General features: G+C 40.7%; 13 protein-coding genes. 2 read left to right on the top strand and 11 right to left on the bottom strand.

Annotated features, from left to right (window positions below; translation table 11 throughout):
* Positions 1–4: 4 nt before the first annotated feature.
* The 11 genes from amaB to panC form a co-directional block, all read right to left on the bottom strand.
* Entirely contained in the window at positions 5–1,528 is a 1,524-nt protein-coding gene (gene amaB / locus BC659_RS01855) for an L-piperidine-6-carboxylate dehydrogenase (RefSeq protein ID WP_133472882.1), read from the bottom strand.
* Positions 1,529–1,744: 216 nt separating this feature from the next.
* Positions 1,745–2,446: a LytR/AlgR family response regulator transcription factor gene (locus tag BC659_RS01850; protein WP_133472881.1), complete on the bottom strand. Its 702-nt coding sequence runs from the start codon at positions 2,444–2,446 to the stop codon at positions 1,745–1,747.
* The gene (locus tag BC659_RS01845) at positions 2,443–3,528 is read right to left on the bottom strand and encodes a sensor histidine kinase (protein WP_133472880.1); all 1,086 of its coding nucleotides are present in this window, start codon (positions 3,526–3,528) and stop codon (positions 2,443–2,445) included. Before BC659_RS01845 ends, BC659_RS01850 begins: the two co-directional genes overlap by 4 nt.
* A 38-nt stretch (positions 3,529–3,566) precedes the next feature.
* Entirely contained in the window at positions 3,567–4,379 is an 813-nt protein-coding gene (locus BC659_RS01840; RefSeq protein WP_133472879.1) for a hypothetical protein, read from the bottom strand.
* A gap of 80 nt (positions 4,380–4,459) precedes the next feature.
* Positions 4,460–5,275 (bottom strand): 3-methyl-2-oxobutanoate hydroxymethyltransferase, encoded by an 816-nt coding sequence (panB, locus tag BC659_RS01835; protein ID WP_133472878.1) that lies wholly within the window; start codon positions 5,273–5,275, stop codon positions 4,460–4,462.
* A 103-nt stretch (positions 5,276–5,378) separates the two neighbouring features.
* Positions 5,379–6,263, bottom strand: coding sequence for a Ppx/GppA phosphatase family protein (locus BC659_RS01830; RefSeq protein WP_133472877.1), 885 nt, complete (start codon positions 6,261–6,263; stop codon positions 5,379–5,381).
* A complete protein-coding gene (gene ppk1, locus BC659_RS01825) occupies positions 6,244–8,334 on the bottom strand; it encodes a polyphosphate kinase 1 (protein ID WP_246027065.1) in 2,091 nt (696 codons plus the stop codon). The genes BC659_RS01830 and ppk1 overlap by 20 nt, the downstream gene beginning before the upstream one ends.
* A gap of 252 nt (positions 8,335–8,586) precedes the next feature.
* Positions 8,587–9,084 carry a D-glycero-beta-D-manno-heptose 1-phosphate adenylyltransferase gene (rfaE2, locus tag BC659_RS01820; RefSeq protein WP_133472876.1) on the bottom strand — a complete coding sequence of 166 codons (498 nt, stop codon included), beginning with the start codon at positions 9,082–9,084 and terminating at the stop codon, positions 8,587–8,589.
* Complete coding sequence (locus BC659_RS01815) at positions 9,062–10,084, bottom strand: lysylphosphatidylglycerol synthase transmembrane domain-containing protein (RefSeq protein WP_133472875.1); 1,023 nt, start codon at positions 10,082–10,084, stop codon at positions 9,062–9,064. The genes rfaE2 and BC659_RS01815 overlap by 23 nt, the downstream gene beginning before the upstream one ends.
* Before the next feature lie 51 nt (positions 10,085–10,135).
* The gene (gene panD / locus BC659_RS01810) at positions 10,136–10,480 is read right to left on the bottom strand and encodes an aspartate 1-decarboxylase (RefSeq protein WP_133472874.1); all 345 of its coding nucleotides are present in this window, start codon (positions 10,478–10,480) and stop codon (positions 10,136–10,138) included.
* Positions 10,481–10,518: 38 nt separating this feature from the next.
* A complete protein-coding gene (gene panC, locus BC659_RS01805) occupies positions 10,519–11,370 on the bottom strand; it encodes a pantoate--beta-alanine ligase (protein WP_133472873.1) in 852 nt (283 codons plus the stop codon).
* Between the two features lie 104 nt (positions 11,371–11,474).
* Here panC and BC659_RS01800 point away from each other — a divergent pair, with 104 nt between their 5' ends.
* Together BC659_RS01800 and BC659_RS01795 are read left to right on the top strand one after the other, a co-directional pair.
* Positions 11,475–12,293 (top strand): glycogen/starch synthase, encoded by an 819-nt coding sequence (locus BC659_RS01800; RefSeq protein ID WP_133472872.1) that lies wholly within the window; start codon positions 11,475–11,477, stop codon positions 12,291–12,293.
* Positions 12,294–12,303: 10 nt separating this feature from the next.
* Positions 12,304–13,794, top strand: a complete 1,491-nt coding sequence (locus tag BC659_RS01795) for a DUF4270 family protein (RefSeq protein WP_133472871.1) — start codon at positions 12,304–12,306, stop codon at positions 13,792–13,794.
* Positions 13,795–13,810: the final 16 nt, after the last annotated feature.

The raw sequence follows: 13,810 nt of genomic DNA, 5'->3' as shown, positions 1-13,810 counted from the left end.
CTTTTTACAGATCAAACTGAATGCCCTGTGCCAGCGGTAGCTGTGTGCTCCAGTTAATGGTATTGGTTTGTCTGCGCATATAGGCTTTCCAGGCATCACTGCCGCTTTCACGGCCACCACCGGTTTCTTTTTCACCTCCAAATGCGCCTCCGATTTCTGCACCGCTGGTACCAATGTTAACATTGGCAATTCCACAGTCGCTACCTGCATGCGAAAGAAACTGCTCTGATTCGCGCATGTTTAATGTCATGATAGCAGAAGAGAGTCCCTGTGGAACACCATTTTGCAGAGCAATTGCTTCATCAATGGTTGTATATGTCATTACGTAGAGAATAGGAGCAAAGGTCTCGTGTTGTACTACGGGAAGATGGTTGGCAGCTTCTGCTATACAAGGTTTAACATAACATCCGCTTTCATAATTTTCTCCTTCCAGTACACCCCCTTCAACAATGAATCTGCCACCCTGTTGTTTACAGTCTTCTATCGATTTCAGATACAGCTGTACGGCATCTTTATCAATCAATGGTCCTACATGGTTATGGGTATCTAATGGGTTCCCTATCCGCAGCTGACCATATGCTTTTACCAGTTTTGCAGTAAAGGTATCAAATACAGATTCGTGAATAATCAATCTACGGGTGGTGGTACAACGCTGACCTGCAGTACCAACTGCGCCAAATACACAGCCTATCAATGCCATATCAAGATCAGCATCTTTTGAAATAATGATGGCATTATTACCACCGAGTTCAAGGATGGTTTTGCCCAATCTGGCACCTACAGTGGCAGCTACCAGTTTACCCATCCGGGTAGAGCCGGTGGCAGATATCAGGGGAATTCTTGTATCCTTACTCAGCCACTCGCCAACTTCACGGCCACCCTGAACCAGACAGTTAACGCCTTCCGGTACCTTATTCTCTTTAAATACAGCGGCTACAATATTTTGTACGGCGATACCACATAAAGGTGTTTTTTCACTGGGTTTCCATACCGTGGTATTTCCACAAACCCAGGCAAGTGCTGCGTTCCAGCTCCATACAGCCACGGGAAAATTAAAAGCAGAAATAATACCTACTACACCCATTGGGTGCCATTGTTCATACATCCTGTGCATGGGTCTTTCACTGTGCATGGTAAGGCCATGTAACTGGCGGGAAAGGCCCACTGCAAAATCGCAGATATCAATCATTTCCTGCACTTCTCCATATCCTTCCTGAAGGCTTTTGCCCATTTCATAGCTTACCAGTTTTCCCAAAGCGTCTTTGTGTTTTCTGAGAGCTTCTCCTACTTGCCTCACTACTTCACCTCTTTTGGGTGCAGGCCACATGCGCCAGCTATGAAAAGCATCAGCAGCTGTTTTTACAACTGTCTCATACGCCTTGGCATCAGCAGATTGTACACTGGCTGTTTTTTTGCCATCTACGGGCGAAAAAGAGTCGATGATACTACCATTACTGTTGATCCATTCTATGCCTGTTGAAGCAGCACCATTTTGCGACTGTATACCAAGTATTGCTAAGAAATCCATACAGATAAATTTGCCGTAAAGGTAAAGGATTCGGCAGGAGATGAAGGAGGGTTAAATGGAAATAAAAAAGTATCACCTTGTTGAGAACAACGTTGTGATACTTTTATTATCTAAAACCCTGCATGAAACGCCTTTCAGCATTTACAAAATAAATTTACAAGGAAGATTTACCCACTGCAATACGATATAGGTGAGTACCTCTTTTCAATCGGGGAATCATTGTTTGGTCTTCGAAATTTCGAGCAACTGGTCATAAACAGCACCGTAACTGCTGCCGATAGGGATCTCTTTTCCTGCAATCCAGACCTTCGATTTGCTGAATTTTTCAATTTTAGCAAGGGGTATGATGAATGACCGGTGTACCCTCACAAAATCGCGGGAGGGTAACTTTTCCTGGATGCTTTTTAAAGTCATCAACGTAAGTACAGGGTTGGGTTTGATGTATATTTTGATATAATCATCCAGTGCTTCAATCAGGTCAATATCTTTTAAGTTCACTTTCATGATTTCATAATTCACTTTGATAAACAGTGAATTCAGCTGTACTTCCTGTGAACTTAAAAATTCTATGTATTCTTTTGCCTTATAACAGGCTTTGAGAAAGCGGTCATATTCGAAAGGCTTCAGCAGATAGTCAACAGCGTCTACATTAAAACCTTCTACAGCAAAATCTTTATATGCCGTAGTAAAAATAACCGGTGGTTTTTCAGTCAGGTTCTTATAGAACTGGATACCGGTAATATCAGGCATTTGTATATCCAGGAATAAAAGATCAACCTTATTATTCTGCATAAAACTGATGGCTTCATCAGTATTGGTGAATGTTTTTTCCAGTTTCAGGAAGGAAATTTTTGCACAATATTCCTGAATCAGTTGTAGCGCCAATGGCTCATCATCTATGGCAATGCAGTGTATCATGTTGTGATCTCCAGTTTTACGACATATGTCTTGTTCTCAATAGTGGTACTTAGCTGATGTTTGTCGGGATACATCAGTTCAAGTCTTCGTTTAACATTGTTAATGCCGATTCCGGTATTTTCCATGAGGTTGCTTTCTGAAGCAACAATATTATTACTGGCATAAAACAGTATTTTATTATTGCTGGTATGAATGGTAATATCAATCGTAGAAGACTCTTTTGTACTGACACCGTATTTAAAGGCATTTTCTACGAAAGGAATAAAAATTAACGGTGCAATCAGCATGGTTTCAATATCTCCGGTAGCTGCGAAATTCAGTTTTACTTTATCTGTTAAACGAACCTGTTGTAGTTCTATAAAGTTGTGAATGAAATCCACCTCATTTCTCAAAGGTACAAGGTCGCGCTGGGTTTCGGTAAGTATATAGCGCATGATAGAAGATAGCTTCATAACAGCCGGTGCTGTTTTTTCACTTCTCACAACCGCCAGTGAATAAATATTGTTCAGGGTATTGAAGAAGAAATGAGGATTTACCTGCGACTTCAGAAAAGATAGTTCGGTATTGAGTTTTTCGTTTTCTGTTTCTTTTCTAGTACGTTCTGTTTTTAACCAGCGTTGTGTTACTGAAATACAGGTGCCGAATGCAAATACAAGCAAAAATAAAACCGTGTTATAAGGGTCGGCAATCGGTCTGGCCCTTCTGGGTGCACGGGTAAGTTTAGGAATACCTTTGAAGTCAGGGTTTCTTACAAACTCATTGTTCTGGCGAATAAATTCAGGTTCAACAATAAAATTGGCAATCTCTTTCGGCAGGAAAAGAAAAGCACCCAGACAGGCGGCTATGGATAAAATATACCAGCCCCATTTTTTATTGATGAGTAAGCGGGGTACCAATACCTGGGTATTGAAATAATAAAAGAGAACGATGAAAATATTGTTACAGATAATGGTTGCCAGCATATTATCACTCATGCTGAATTCTCTGAGTCTTGGAAAAAAGACCAGATAGGGCACAAAAAAGAAGCATGCCCAGGCTACCACGTGTGTGAATATTGTGATCAGTTTCTTGTCGTTTCGCAAAATTTGGTTGAAGTTATAGAAGTGAATGAATTAGCTAATTAATAGATCTGATGTTTTAGCCAGAACATTTGTTCCGGAATGGTTGATTTGTTAATAGGTTGATTGGTTCTGAAGCCTGTGGTACTGGTACCAAAATTAGCACTGCTAGGCATTCCACCATTCATTGGCATGGCAATCACTTTTGTAGATACTTTCATAGGCTGGTCAGAAGCTGCTGGAAGGTTTACGGCAGCTAGTTTCAGACCAACTGTAATGGGTTTGTTCAGCAAATTGGCTTTATCCCCCAGTTTGCTGAATGGAATTTCATATTCTATAAATAGTACAGAACGTTCATCCCAGCCAAAATTGATATTGATTTCATTGGGTAAATTGATTGTCTGTAATTCTGTATCAAACTGTTGCCCCTTAAATCCTGTTTTTTTTAAAAATAGCATGCCTTCCGAAAGCTGATCGCGAAAAACCTGGAAATCATTGGTCGTTGCTGTGTTTTTCGGTGATAGGTATGCAGCGATTTCCTGAGCTGTTTTTTCAATCGGGAAGTTGATATAGGTACTTTCTTTTTTCTTTGCTTTTGTATCAATCATCAATTGCATTCCTCCCAGCATCAGTCTTTTCTGAACATCCTGGTTAACGATGTACATTGCAACATATAATTTATCGGCATCGTTATCAGCAGCCATACGGATGCCCATTGCTTCGTGGATATCAAAAGCAGAAGGATCCCAGTCGTCCAGTACGCCATCTGTACTGTGTTTTACTAATGTATCTGCAGTAATAGTTGCATTTGATTCTTTGTGTGCTGCCAATAGCAAACCAACTGTTAAGGATAATATAGCAAAATGTCTGAGCATATGGTCTTATTCAAATCTATTCCTACCGCTCAATTTATAAAATTGTTTTGGGTGAACAATGAATAACCATCGGTAAATCCCTAATAGGACTCTTTTTCTGACGGGAAATCGCCTGATTTTACGTCAGAAATATACTGTGTTACAGCAGCATGGATTTGCTCCTGTAAGTTGAGGTATTGTCTGAGAAAACGGGGTTTGAAGGTATTGTTAATACCCAGCATATCATGCATAACCAGCACCTGACCATCGCATCCCGCACCAGCTCCTATTCCAATAGTAGGAATGGTTAATGAACGGCTTACTTCCTGAGCAAGACTGGCAGGGATTTTTTCAAGGACAATGGCATAACTGCCGGCTTCTTCCAGTAACAAAGCATCTTTTTTAAGCTTGGCAGCTTCAGCTTCTTCTTTCGCCCTTACATTGTAAGTGCCAAATTTGTAAATAGACTGGGGGGTAAGGCCCAGATGTCCCATCACGGGAATGCCGGCAGATACAATCCTGCGAATACTCTCAACCACTTCTTCTCCACCTTCCAACTTGATGGAATGAGCACCACTTTCTTTCATGATCCGGATGGCAGAGGCAAGCGCCACATCAGAATTTGACTGGTAAGATCCAAATGGCATATCAACTACCACCAATGAACGATTAATGCCACGCACCACACATTGTGCATGATAGATCATCTGTTCAAGGGTTATGGGTACGGTTGTTTCATGACCTGCCATTACATTACTTGCGCTGTCGCCTACCAGTACTACATCTATTCCTGCTTCATCAAATAAACGGGCAAATGAAAAATCGTATGCGGTGATCATGGATATTTTTTCACCGGCAGCTTTCATTTTCAATAAAGTATGGGTAGTGATTTTTTTTATTTCTTTATGAACTGACATCTGCTTGTTTTTAGCGTAAAGAGAGCTGCAAAGTAGGCAGTTTTTTGGGGACTCGTTTTGTTAGAATGTTAATTTCTGTCTGTAATGGGTAGGCTCTGGCAGGTTACCGTTTTTGCAATTCTTCGTAAAGATGCTGTATAAGGCCATCTGCCAAACCGATTTTGGGTACATAAATTTCATCTGCATCTGCCCAGCGCATCACATTGATATAAATCTGAAGTGCCGGTACAATTACATCGGCACGATCTTCTCTTAATTTGTAAATATTAATGCGGTCTTCCAATGAAAAACTGGAGATTTCCTTGTAATAATCTTTCAGCAAATCGAGTGAAAGGGGTTTGCCGTCTTTTTTCTTGCTGAGAGAAAATACTTTATTGATATTGCCTCCCGTACCTATGGCAACTATTTTCTTATATCCCTTTGTTTTGTTCTTAATCATCTCTTTCATCTCATTCCAGTGCCATTCTTCTACCATTTCTTTTAATAAACGGATGGTGCCAATATTAAATGACTGTTTAAAAATCAGTTTGCCATCTGCAAAAAAGGTAAGTTCGGTACTGCCGCCGCCCACATCAATATACAAATAACTGTGGTCTGTATCCATGTTTTCCGCAACATGGTTCTCATAGATAATAGAAGCTTCCAGATCGCCACTTATGATTTCTATATTAAGCCCTGTTTCCAGTTTTATTTTTCTGATAAGGTCATTGCTGTTTCGAGCATCACGCATTGCACTGGTAGCGCAGGCAATGGTATGTTCAACTCCATACGCATTGATCAGGTGTCCGTAAGCTTTCATGGTCTGGAGAACCATACCTCTTTTCTCTTTAGAAATTTCACCTTTCTCAAATACATCAAAACCCAGACGGAGGGGAACACGAACCAGATTTAGTTTATTAAATCTGGGCTTACCCTCTGTATCATGACTGATCTCAGAGATGAGCAGTCTCGCAGCATTACTTCCTATATCAATGGCGGCTAGCCTCAATGTTCACTATGTTTTTCCGGTTGAGATAATGATAGGTCTCAATTTGAGAGCGAATCTTCTTTTTACCTGCGGAAGGTACATAGTTGTTGCTTAATTCTTTATCAAGCACCCTTGCTTTCACATTGTCTCTTAATTGAATGTGGATAATATCTTTCAGTTCATTTCTGATATCGGGGTCATTTACAGGTACTGCGGCTTCAATACGATGATCCAGGTTTCTTACCATCCAGTCTGCACTGGAAATAAATATTTTTTCTTTCCCGCCATTATGGAAAATGAGTAAACGTGCATGTTCAAGATATTCATCAACTATACTTACAGCTTTAATTGGATGCCTGAATTTTTTATGATCGATAACCGCACAGAATATACCCCTGACCACCATTTGTATTTCAACCCCCGCAGCAGCAGCCACATACAATTTTTCTATAAGCCGCGCATCACTGATAGAATTGAGTTTTAAGGTAATGGCAGCAGGCTTACCTGTTTTCGCGGCTTTGATTTCCTTGTTAATCAAGAGGTCCAGTTCACGGCGCATACTATTCGGGCAAACCATCAGCGTTTTACACTGATTCAGCTTCGTGGAGGCCGTTTTCCAGTTTTCGAGGTAATGAAAAATCCGGTTAATATCAGCCATAATCATTCTGTTGGCTGTTAACAGACAATGGTCACCATAGACATTGGCTGTTTTTTCGTTCAGGTTACCAGTACTTACAAAGCCATACTGTACTGTTTTGGTGCCTTTCCTTTTTTTGATAATACAGAGTTTCGCATGCACTTTCATCTTTGGAACACCTAATAAAACTTTAACTCCCTCTTCCTCCAATATCTTTTTCCATTCCAGGTTGGCTTCTTCATCAAACCGGGCCTTTAGTTCCAACATTACAATCACTTCCTTGCCATTTCTGGCTGCATTGATCAGTGCATTGATCACTTTTGAATTGGAAGCAAGCCTGTAGGCCGTAATCTTGATGGATTGAACATCAGGATCCATGGCAGCTTCACGTAATAAGTCGATTAATGCATGAAAAGAATGATAAGGGAAATGCAGCATCACATCCTTTTTCAGCACCACATCTGTTACCCGGATACTGCTCTGAAAGGCTGGATGTGTAAATGCTTCCCGCCGCGTATTTTTACTATTAAATACATCAGGGAAATCCATAAAATGCCTGAAATTATGGATACGACCACCGGGAATAATATTGCTTTTACGATTCAGGTTCAGTCGTCTGATCAGGTATTCGAGAAGACCTGCATCCATTTCCTTATCGTATACAAAACGAACAGGCTTACCCTTGCGTCTGTTTTTAAGCCCCTTTTCAATTTTTTCAACAAAAGTGGTGCTCACATCATTGTCAATATCTATCTCAGCATCTTTGGTTACTTTGAAAACATGGGCATCAAAATAATCGTAATCAAAATAAGTAAATATTTCAGGAAGGTTATAACGAATCACGTCTTCCAAAAGAATGATATGGCTTTCTCCCGATTTGGCAGGTAACTGAACAAAGCGTCCCAGGTCTTTCGACGGCACTTCGATTAATGCATATTTCTGATCGTAAGCTGAATTTTTTTTTCGCATTACCACACCGAGATAAATACTCTTGTCGCGTAGATAAGGCAGTTGTGGCAGACTTTCAATCATCAATGGAATAATATTCGACCGTACTTTTTCATCAAAAAAATGACGAACAAAGTGTTTCTGTTCTTTGGATAGTTGTTTTTCTGTGACAAGAAAAATCTTTTCCTTCTTTAGTTCTTTCAGAATGCCTTCCCATATTCTGTTGAACTCATTTTGCTGTTTTAATACAATGGTCTGAATCTGATCAATAATGGATTGCGGGTCTTCCTCCATATGCATATTCAGCTTACGTCTTTTATCTGCATATTCCACCATGCGTTTCAGTGTGGCTACACGAACCCTGAAAAATTCATCCGTATTATTGGAGAAAATACCCAGAAAACGTATTCTTTCTTTAAGAGGCACAGAAGCATCGTTGGCTTCCTGTAAAACCCTTCCATTAAAACTAAGCCAGCTGATGTCGCGTTGAATGAGTTGCTTTTTCACAAATGACAGAATTGATTCTTCAATTTACCAAATATAAAAAAGGGTGGGAGAGCACAATGTTAAGTTTGCCTTTTAATTTGAAAATAAATAGATATTATTCTTCAGGTTAAAGGGGGCAATTAACTTCTTATCACTGAAACTAAATAAATATACCGCTGGCTATAGATATTGTGACGATGAAAGGGGCTTTTCAGAAGGTTGAATAGCTACTTTTCCTTCATTTTCAAATTAGCACATTTTCAAATTTCCAAATTAAGAATAAGATTGCTTGATATGCTGAATGATGCCCGTAGTTGAAAATCCTTCTACGATGGGATTGATGACTACGCGACCACCATTGGCAATAACTTCTTTAGCACCAACGATCTGCTCAATGGTATAATCCCCCCCTTTTACCAGTACATCCGGGAGTAGAGCAGATATGAGTTGGAGAGGGGTATCCTCATCAAAAACTACCACAGCGTCGGTTAGAGCCAGATTGGCAAGTATAAGGGCCCTGCTGTGCTCATTATTTACGGGCCTGTCCGGACCTTTTAGTCTTTTTACGCTGTTATCGCTGTTTACCCCTACAATCAGGTAATCTGCTTCTTTAGCAGCGGCACTTAATGAGAAAATATGTCCTTCATGTAAAATATCAAAACACCCATTGGTGAATGCGATGGTTTTACCGGTAGTGCGCCAGGCCGCAACCCTTGCCAGCAACTGTTGTAAAGACATCACTTTTGTTTCAATTGCTTGAATGGCTCTCATGAGAATTTTTCTTTTTATTGTAAACAGGAAACAACAGGAGACTGATACTACCCAACAGTACCACAATTAAAAATTGGGCAAACCATTGAAGTGTTCCATTGGCAAAACCGATTTCAAAGGGTACACCGTTTTCTTCCAGTACTTTGGCGATAAAAAATGCGAAAGCACCAATACCCCCAGGCGTTACAATCATGCCGATACTACCAAAAGCCAGTGCGCCCAATGCAGCACCCATACCCAGATGAGCAGTGCCATCGGTAGCCATTAGTCCTACCCATGTTCCTGCAGCGTATAATAACCATATTAAAGCCGAGTAGAGAATAAAAAGTCCTTTTTGTTTCAACCGTCTGATACTGATCAGTCCTTCCCATACACCCGCAATGATTTTTTTAATCACCATCACAATTTTAAGGTGTGAAAACTGTTTGAACCATACCCTGAGTGCAATGAATAGTATGATGAGAATACCTGCGAATAGTAATAGAGCAGTAATAGAAATATTTTCTCCTTTTTTAAAGAGTTGTCCGATAAGTTCATTTCCATATTCAGCAAGTATATCTGACTGTGTTACCATGGTCAGCATAAAAACAATACCGAGCGATACTACATCAACGGCTCTTTCAGCCACAATGGTTCCCACTAGTTTTTCGGCGGGTACTTTTTCGTAGCGGGCCAAAAAAGTGCATTTCAATACTTCTCCTAAACGGGGTATGGCAAGGTTGGCCAGGTAACCGATCATAACCGCAAAAAAGGTGTTGGCTACCCTTGGTTGATAACCCATCGGCTGCATAAGTATTTTCCAGCGGAGGGCACGAACCAGATGGCTTAGGGCCAGAATAACAAAAACGGGTATGAGGAGCCAATAATTGGCAGTAGATAAACTTTTCGTAAACTCATCCCATTTGTCGTCCGGTATCTGACGAAAGCTCCACCAGACCAGAAATAAGCCCAGCCCCAGAAAGACAGCATATTTTGCAAAGGAGAGGAGTCTTTTTTTCATGACCTATGGAAGTTACAAATGAAATGGGGGATGCCAGTATAATGAGTAATACTACAGTTTATTTCCCTCTTTTGGAAATACGACCCATGGTTTGAATTGTTTGGCAGCTTCAAAATCCATGGTAGCATATGATATAATGACAACCAGATCGCCGACAGCACCCCTTCGGGCGGCCGGACCGTTGAGGCAAACCACACCGCTACCTCTTTTGCCTTTAATGATATAGGTTTCCAGGCGCTCTCCATTATTTACATTGACTACCTGTATCTTTTCGTTTTCAATGAAGTTGGCGGCGTCCATCAGGTCTTCATCAAGCGTAAGGCTGCCTACATAATGTAAATTGGCTTCAGTAATAACTGCGCGGTGTATTTTCGATTTGAGTACTTCGATTTGCATAGTATTTGCAAAAATACTTACTTCTTTGCAAGTGACATCTAATCCTCTGTCAGAGAAATGTTATCTATTAAACGCACACCCGATAAAAAAGCAGCTGCCAATGCAACAAGGGGTGTTTTCCCATCCCAGTATTCAACAGGTGCCAGGCTATGTGCATGGGCTATACTTACATAATCTACTTTGCTAAACCCGGCTTCCAGTAAGGTAGCTGATGCTTCCTTCGACAGTTGGTTGATTTCGCCCGGACGTATAACTGTTTTTATCTTTTGGAGTGTCTGATAAATAGCGATGGCCCTTTTTCTATCTGCTTCAGACAAACGCAGGTTCCTGCTGCTCATGGCAAGTCCGCCGGGCTCCCGCATGGTAGGAACGATTTCCAGCCGGGTACTTTTACCTGTGAGTCGGATGAGTTCAGCAATCACCATACACTGCTGGTAATCTTTTCTCCCAAGGAAAAGAAGATCAGGTTCCACGATATCCAGAAGGCGGTCTACTACCTCACACACCCCCTGAAAATGGCCCGGGCGGTATTTACCTTCCAGGTATAGCTCCAGTTGTCCCAATCTGTATTGTTTTTTCTGATGGTCGGGCGGGTATATCTCCTGCACATCGGGCATGAATAATACATCACAGTTTTCCTGCTCCAATAGCCTGATATCCTGTTCAATGGTGATCGGATATTGTTGATAATCAGACGGATCATTGAATTGAGTCGGATTCACAAAAATGCTGCAGACTGTAAGATATCCACTGTTTTTTGAAGCCCTGATGAGCGAGAGGTGCCCGGCATGCAGTGCTCCCATTGTAGGAACAAAGCCGATAGTGGTATTGGCCTCCCGGCTATCTATTATATATTTTTTTAAATCATTTATTCTTTTGAAAAGGATCATCTGGCCGAGATTTAAGGCTGTTTTTGTCAGGAAATGTTCATCACTATATTTTTCGTACCTTTGCCCACTCATTTTACGCTTCCCGCATAAAAAAAGGCGCAAGGATGTCAACAAAGAAAAGAATTTTATTCATAGCCACGGAGATGTCACCCTACCTCGAATTAACAGAATTCGCAGAGGTTATTAATAAGCTGGCTATCAAGAGTAATGATAGCGGTTTAGAGGTAAGATGCATCATGCCCAGGTTTGGTGTCATTAATGAACGCAGACATCGCTTACATGAAGTAGTAAGGCTTTCTGGTATCAATGTTTCGGTTGATAATGATGATTACCCCTTACAGATTAAAGTAGCTTCTTTACCCAATGCCAGATTACAGGTATATTTTCTTGAGAATGAAGATTTCTTCAAAAGAAAACAGATTTTTCATGATGATGACGAATCATGGTTTGAAGATAATGCCCTACGAACTGTATTTTTCTGCAAAGGCGCACTTGAAACAGTGAAAAAATTCGGATGGCCACCCGACATCATTCATTGCAGTGGGTGGATGACTGGACTCATTCCGGCATACATTAAAACTGCTTATAAAAAGGAACCTGTTTTTGGAAACAGTAAAGTGATTTTCACCATTGGTGAAAATACTTTCACAGAAAAGCTGGGGGCTGATTTTCTAAAACAGGCTGTTATCAATGCCAATATTAAAGAAAAGGACCTGGAAGCATTCAAAGAAGCCAGCAATACAGCCCTTTTTAAGGGAGGAGCAAGCTTCGCAGATGCGATTACTTTTGGTGCCGAAAAAATAGATAAAAAACTGGTTGATGAGTTTGCTAAAGTAAAAGGCAAAAAAGTAGTTCCCTTCAAAGGATGGGATTCTGATTTAACAGAGTATTTAGAATTGTACAACGACCTTGCGGGTAAGTAATCCACGACACATGCGTTTAATTTCGACACTACGTAATACATTCATTTTCTGTATTATTTCGACTAGTATACTAACTGGTTGTACCAGGATTACTTCTACTGAATTAGGAGGTGGTTTGATTCCCCCGATTGATGGGGTGTTTACGAAAGATACCATTCTTGATGTTATCACTGATACTTATTATGATCAGGATACAACGAGAATTTATAAGGGCGATGTTCATGTATTAGGGGCGATTACCAATGACCCTATTTTTGGCCGTACTTCCGCTTCAATGTTTTTTGAGATGGCACCTTCTTATTATCCTTTCTTTATTTCAGGTAATAAAGACAGTGTAAAAGTAGATTCGGCAGTACTTATTTTAGGATATAATGGTTTTTATGGAGACTCTACACAGCCACTACGTTTAACTGTGTCAGAAATAAATCAATCTACCCGTTTGAACCGAGACAGGCTCTATCCTGCCAACTATCCTAATGTAACGCCGGTAAGTATCGGTGCTCCCATGGGTTCTCCTGTGAATGTGGATATACGCAGGCTGAATGATACCATACGAAACCGCTTTGAAGTGTCTACCCGACAGATTCGCATTCCCCTGAGAGCAGATATAGCACAGCGATTTATAAAGAATTATGACTCTACCAACGCCTATAAAAACGATTCTATTTTCAGAACCTATTTTGCGGGTTTCGCACTAACAACAGACCAGAACGCACCTGCCAATGCATTGCTCAGGATCAGTCTTTCGGATACGAATACCAAATTTGCTCTATACTATAGTACCAGTTCAACCGGTGCAACTACCAGAGATACTTCTGTTCAGTATTTCAGGTTTAATACCACCAGCGGAGGTGATGCGAATTTTGTAACCAGAAACAGAGCTGGGAGCCAGGTGGCTAATTATGTTACAACAAATAATAATCCAAAATCAGATTCACTGGTGTATGTTCAGGCAGCACCAGGTGTTAATGTACGCGTTAGGATTCCAGGTCTTGCCACATTGAGTAACAGAATTATTCACAGGGCTGAATTGATTGCAGAACAGGTGCCGGATGATGCCAACCTGCTTACCATTGATCAGCAGATGTCAGCGCCACGTTATTTATTATTAAGTGTGCTGGACTCCGTTAGAAACAGCAAGCGGAATGTTAGGAATGATTATATTTTTTCAACTGATGGTCCGAATATTACCGATTTTGGGGGCTTCGCTTTTTATAAAACTACACAGGGGTATAATCGTGTAACGGCCTATACTTTTAACCTGAGTCGTTATATCCAGGGAATTATTTCGCGAAAAGACAGTTCTCATCTGTTGCAGCTGTCTGCTCCTACTAATGATTCTATCTATTACACAAACCCATATCCCAACCCCAATACCCAATTACTTTATTACCTGAATCCAAGTATTGGTAATGATGTTGCCAATGGAAGGGTTAGGTTAGGAGGGGGAACACATTCAAGATTCAGGATGCGTTTGAGGATTATTTTCTCGCGGATCTAAATCTGTGTTTGCATTA

Origin of the sequence: Sediminibacterium goheungense, from assembly GCF_004361915.1 — a bacterium.
GTDB lineage: Bacteria > Bacteroidota > Bacteroidia > Chitinophagales > Chitinophagaceae > Sediminibacterium > Sediminibacterium goheungense.
Note: the sequence above shows the minus strand (reverse complement) of the source record. Positions and strands in the feature narration are given on the sequence as shown.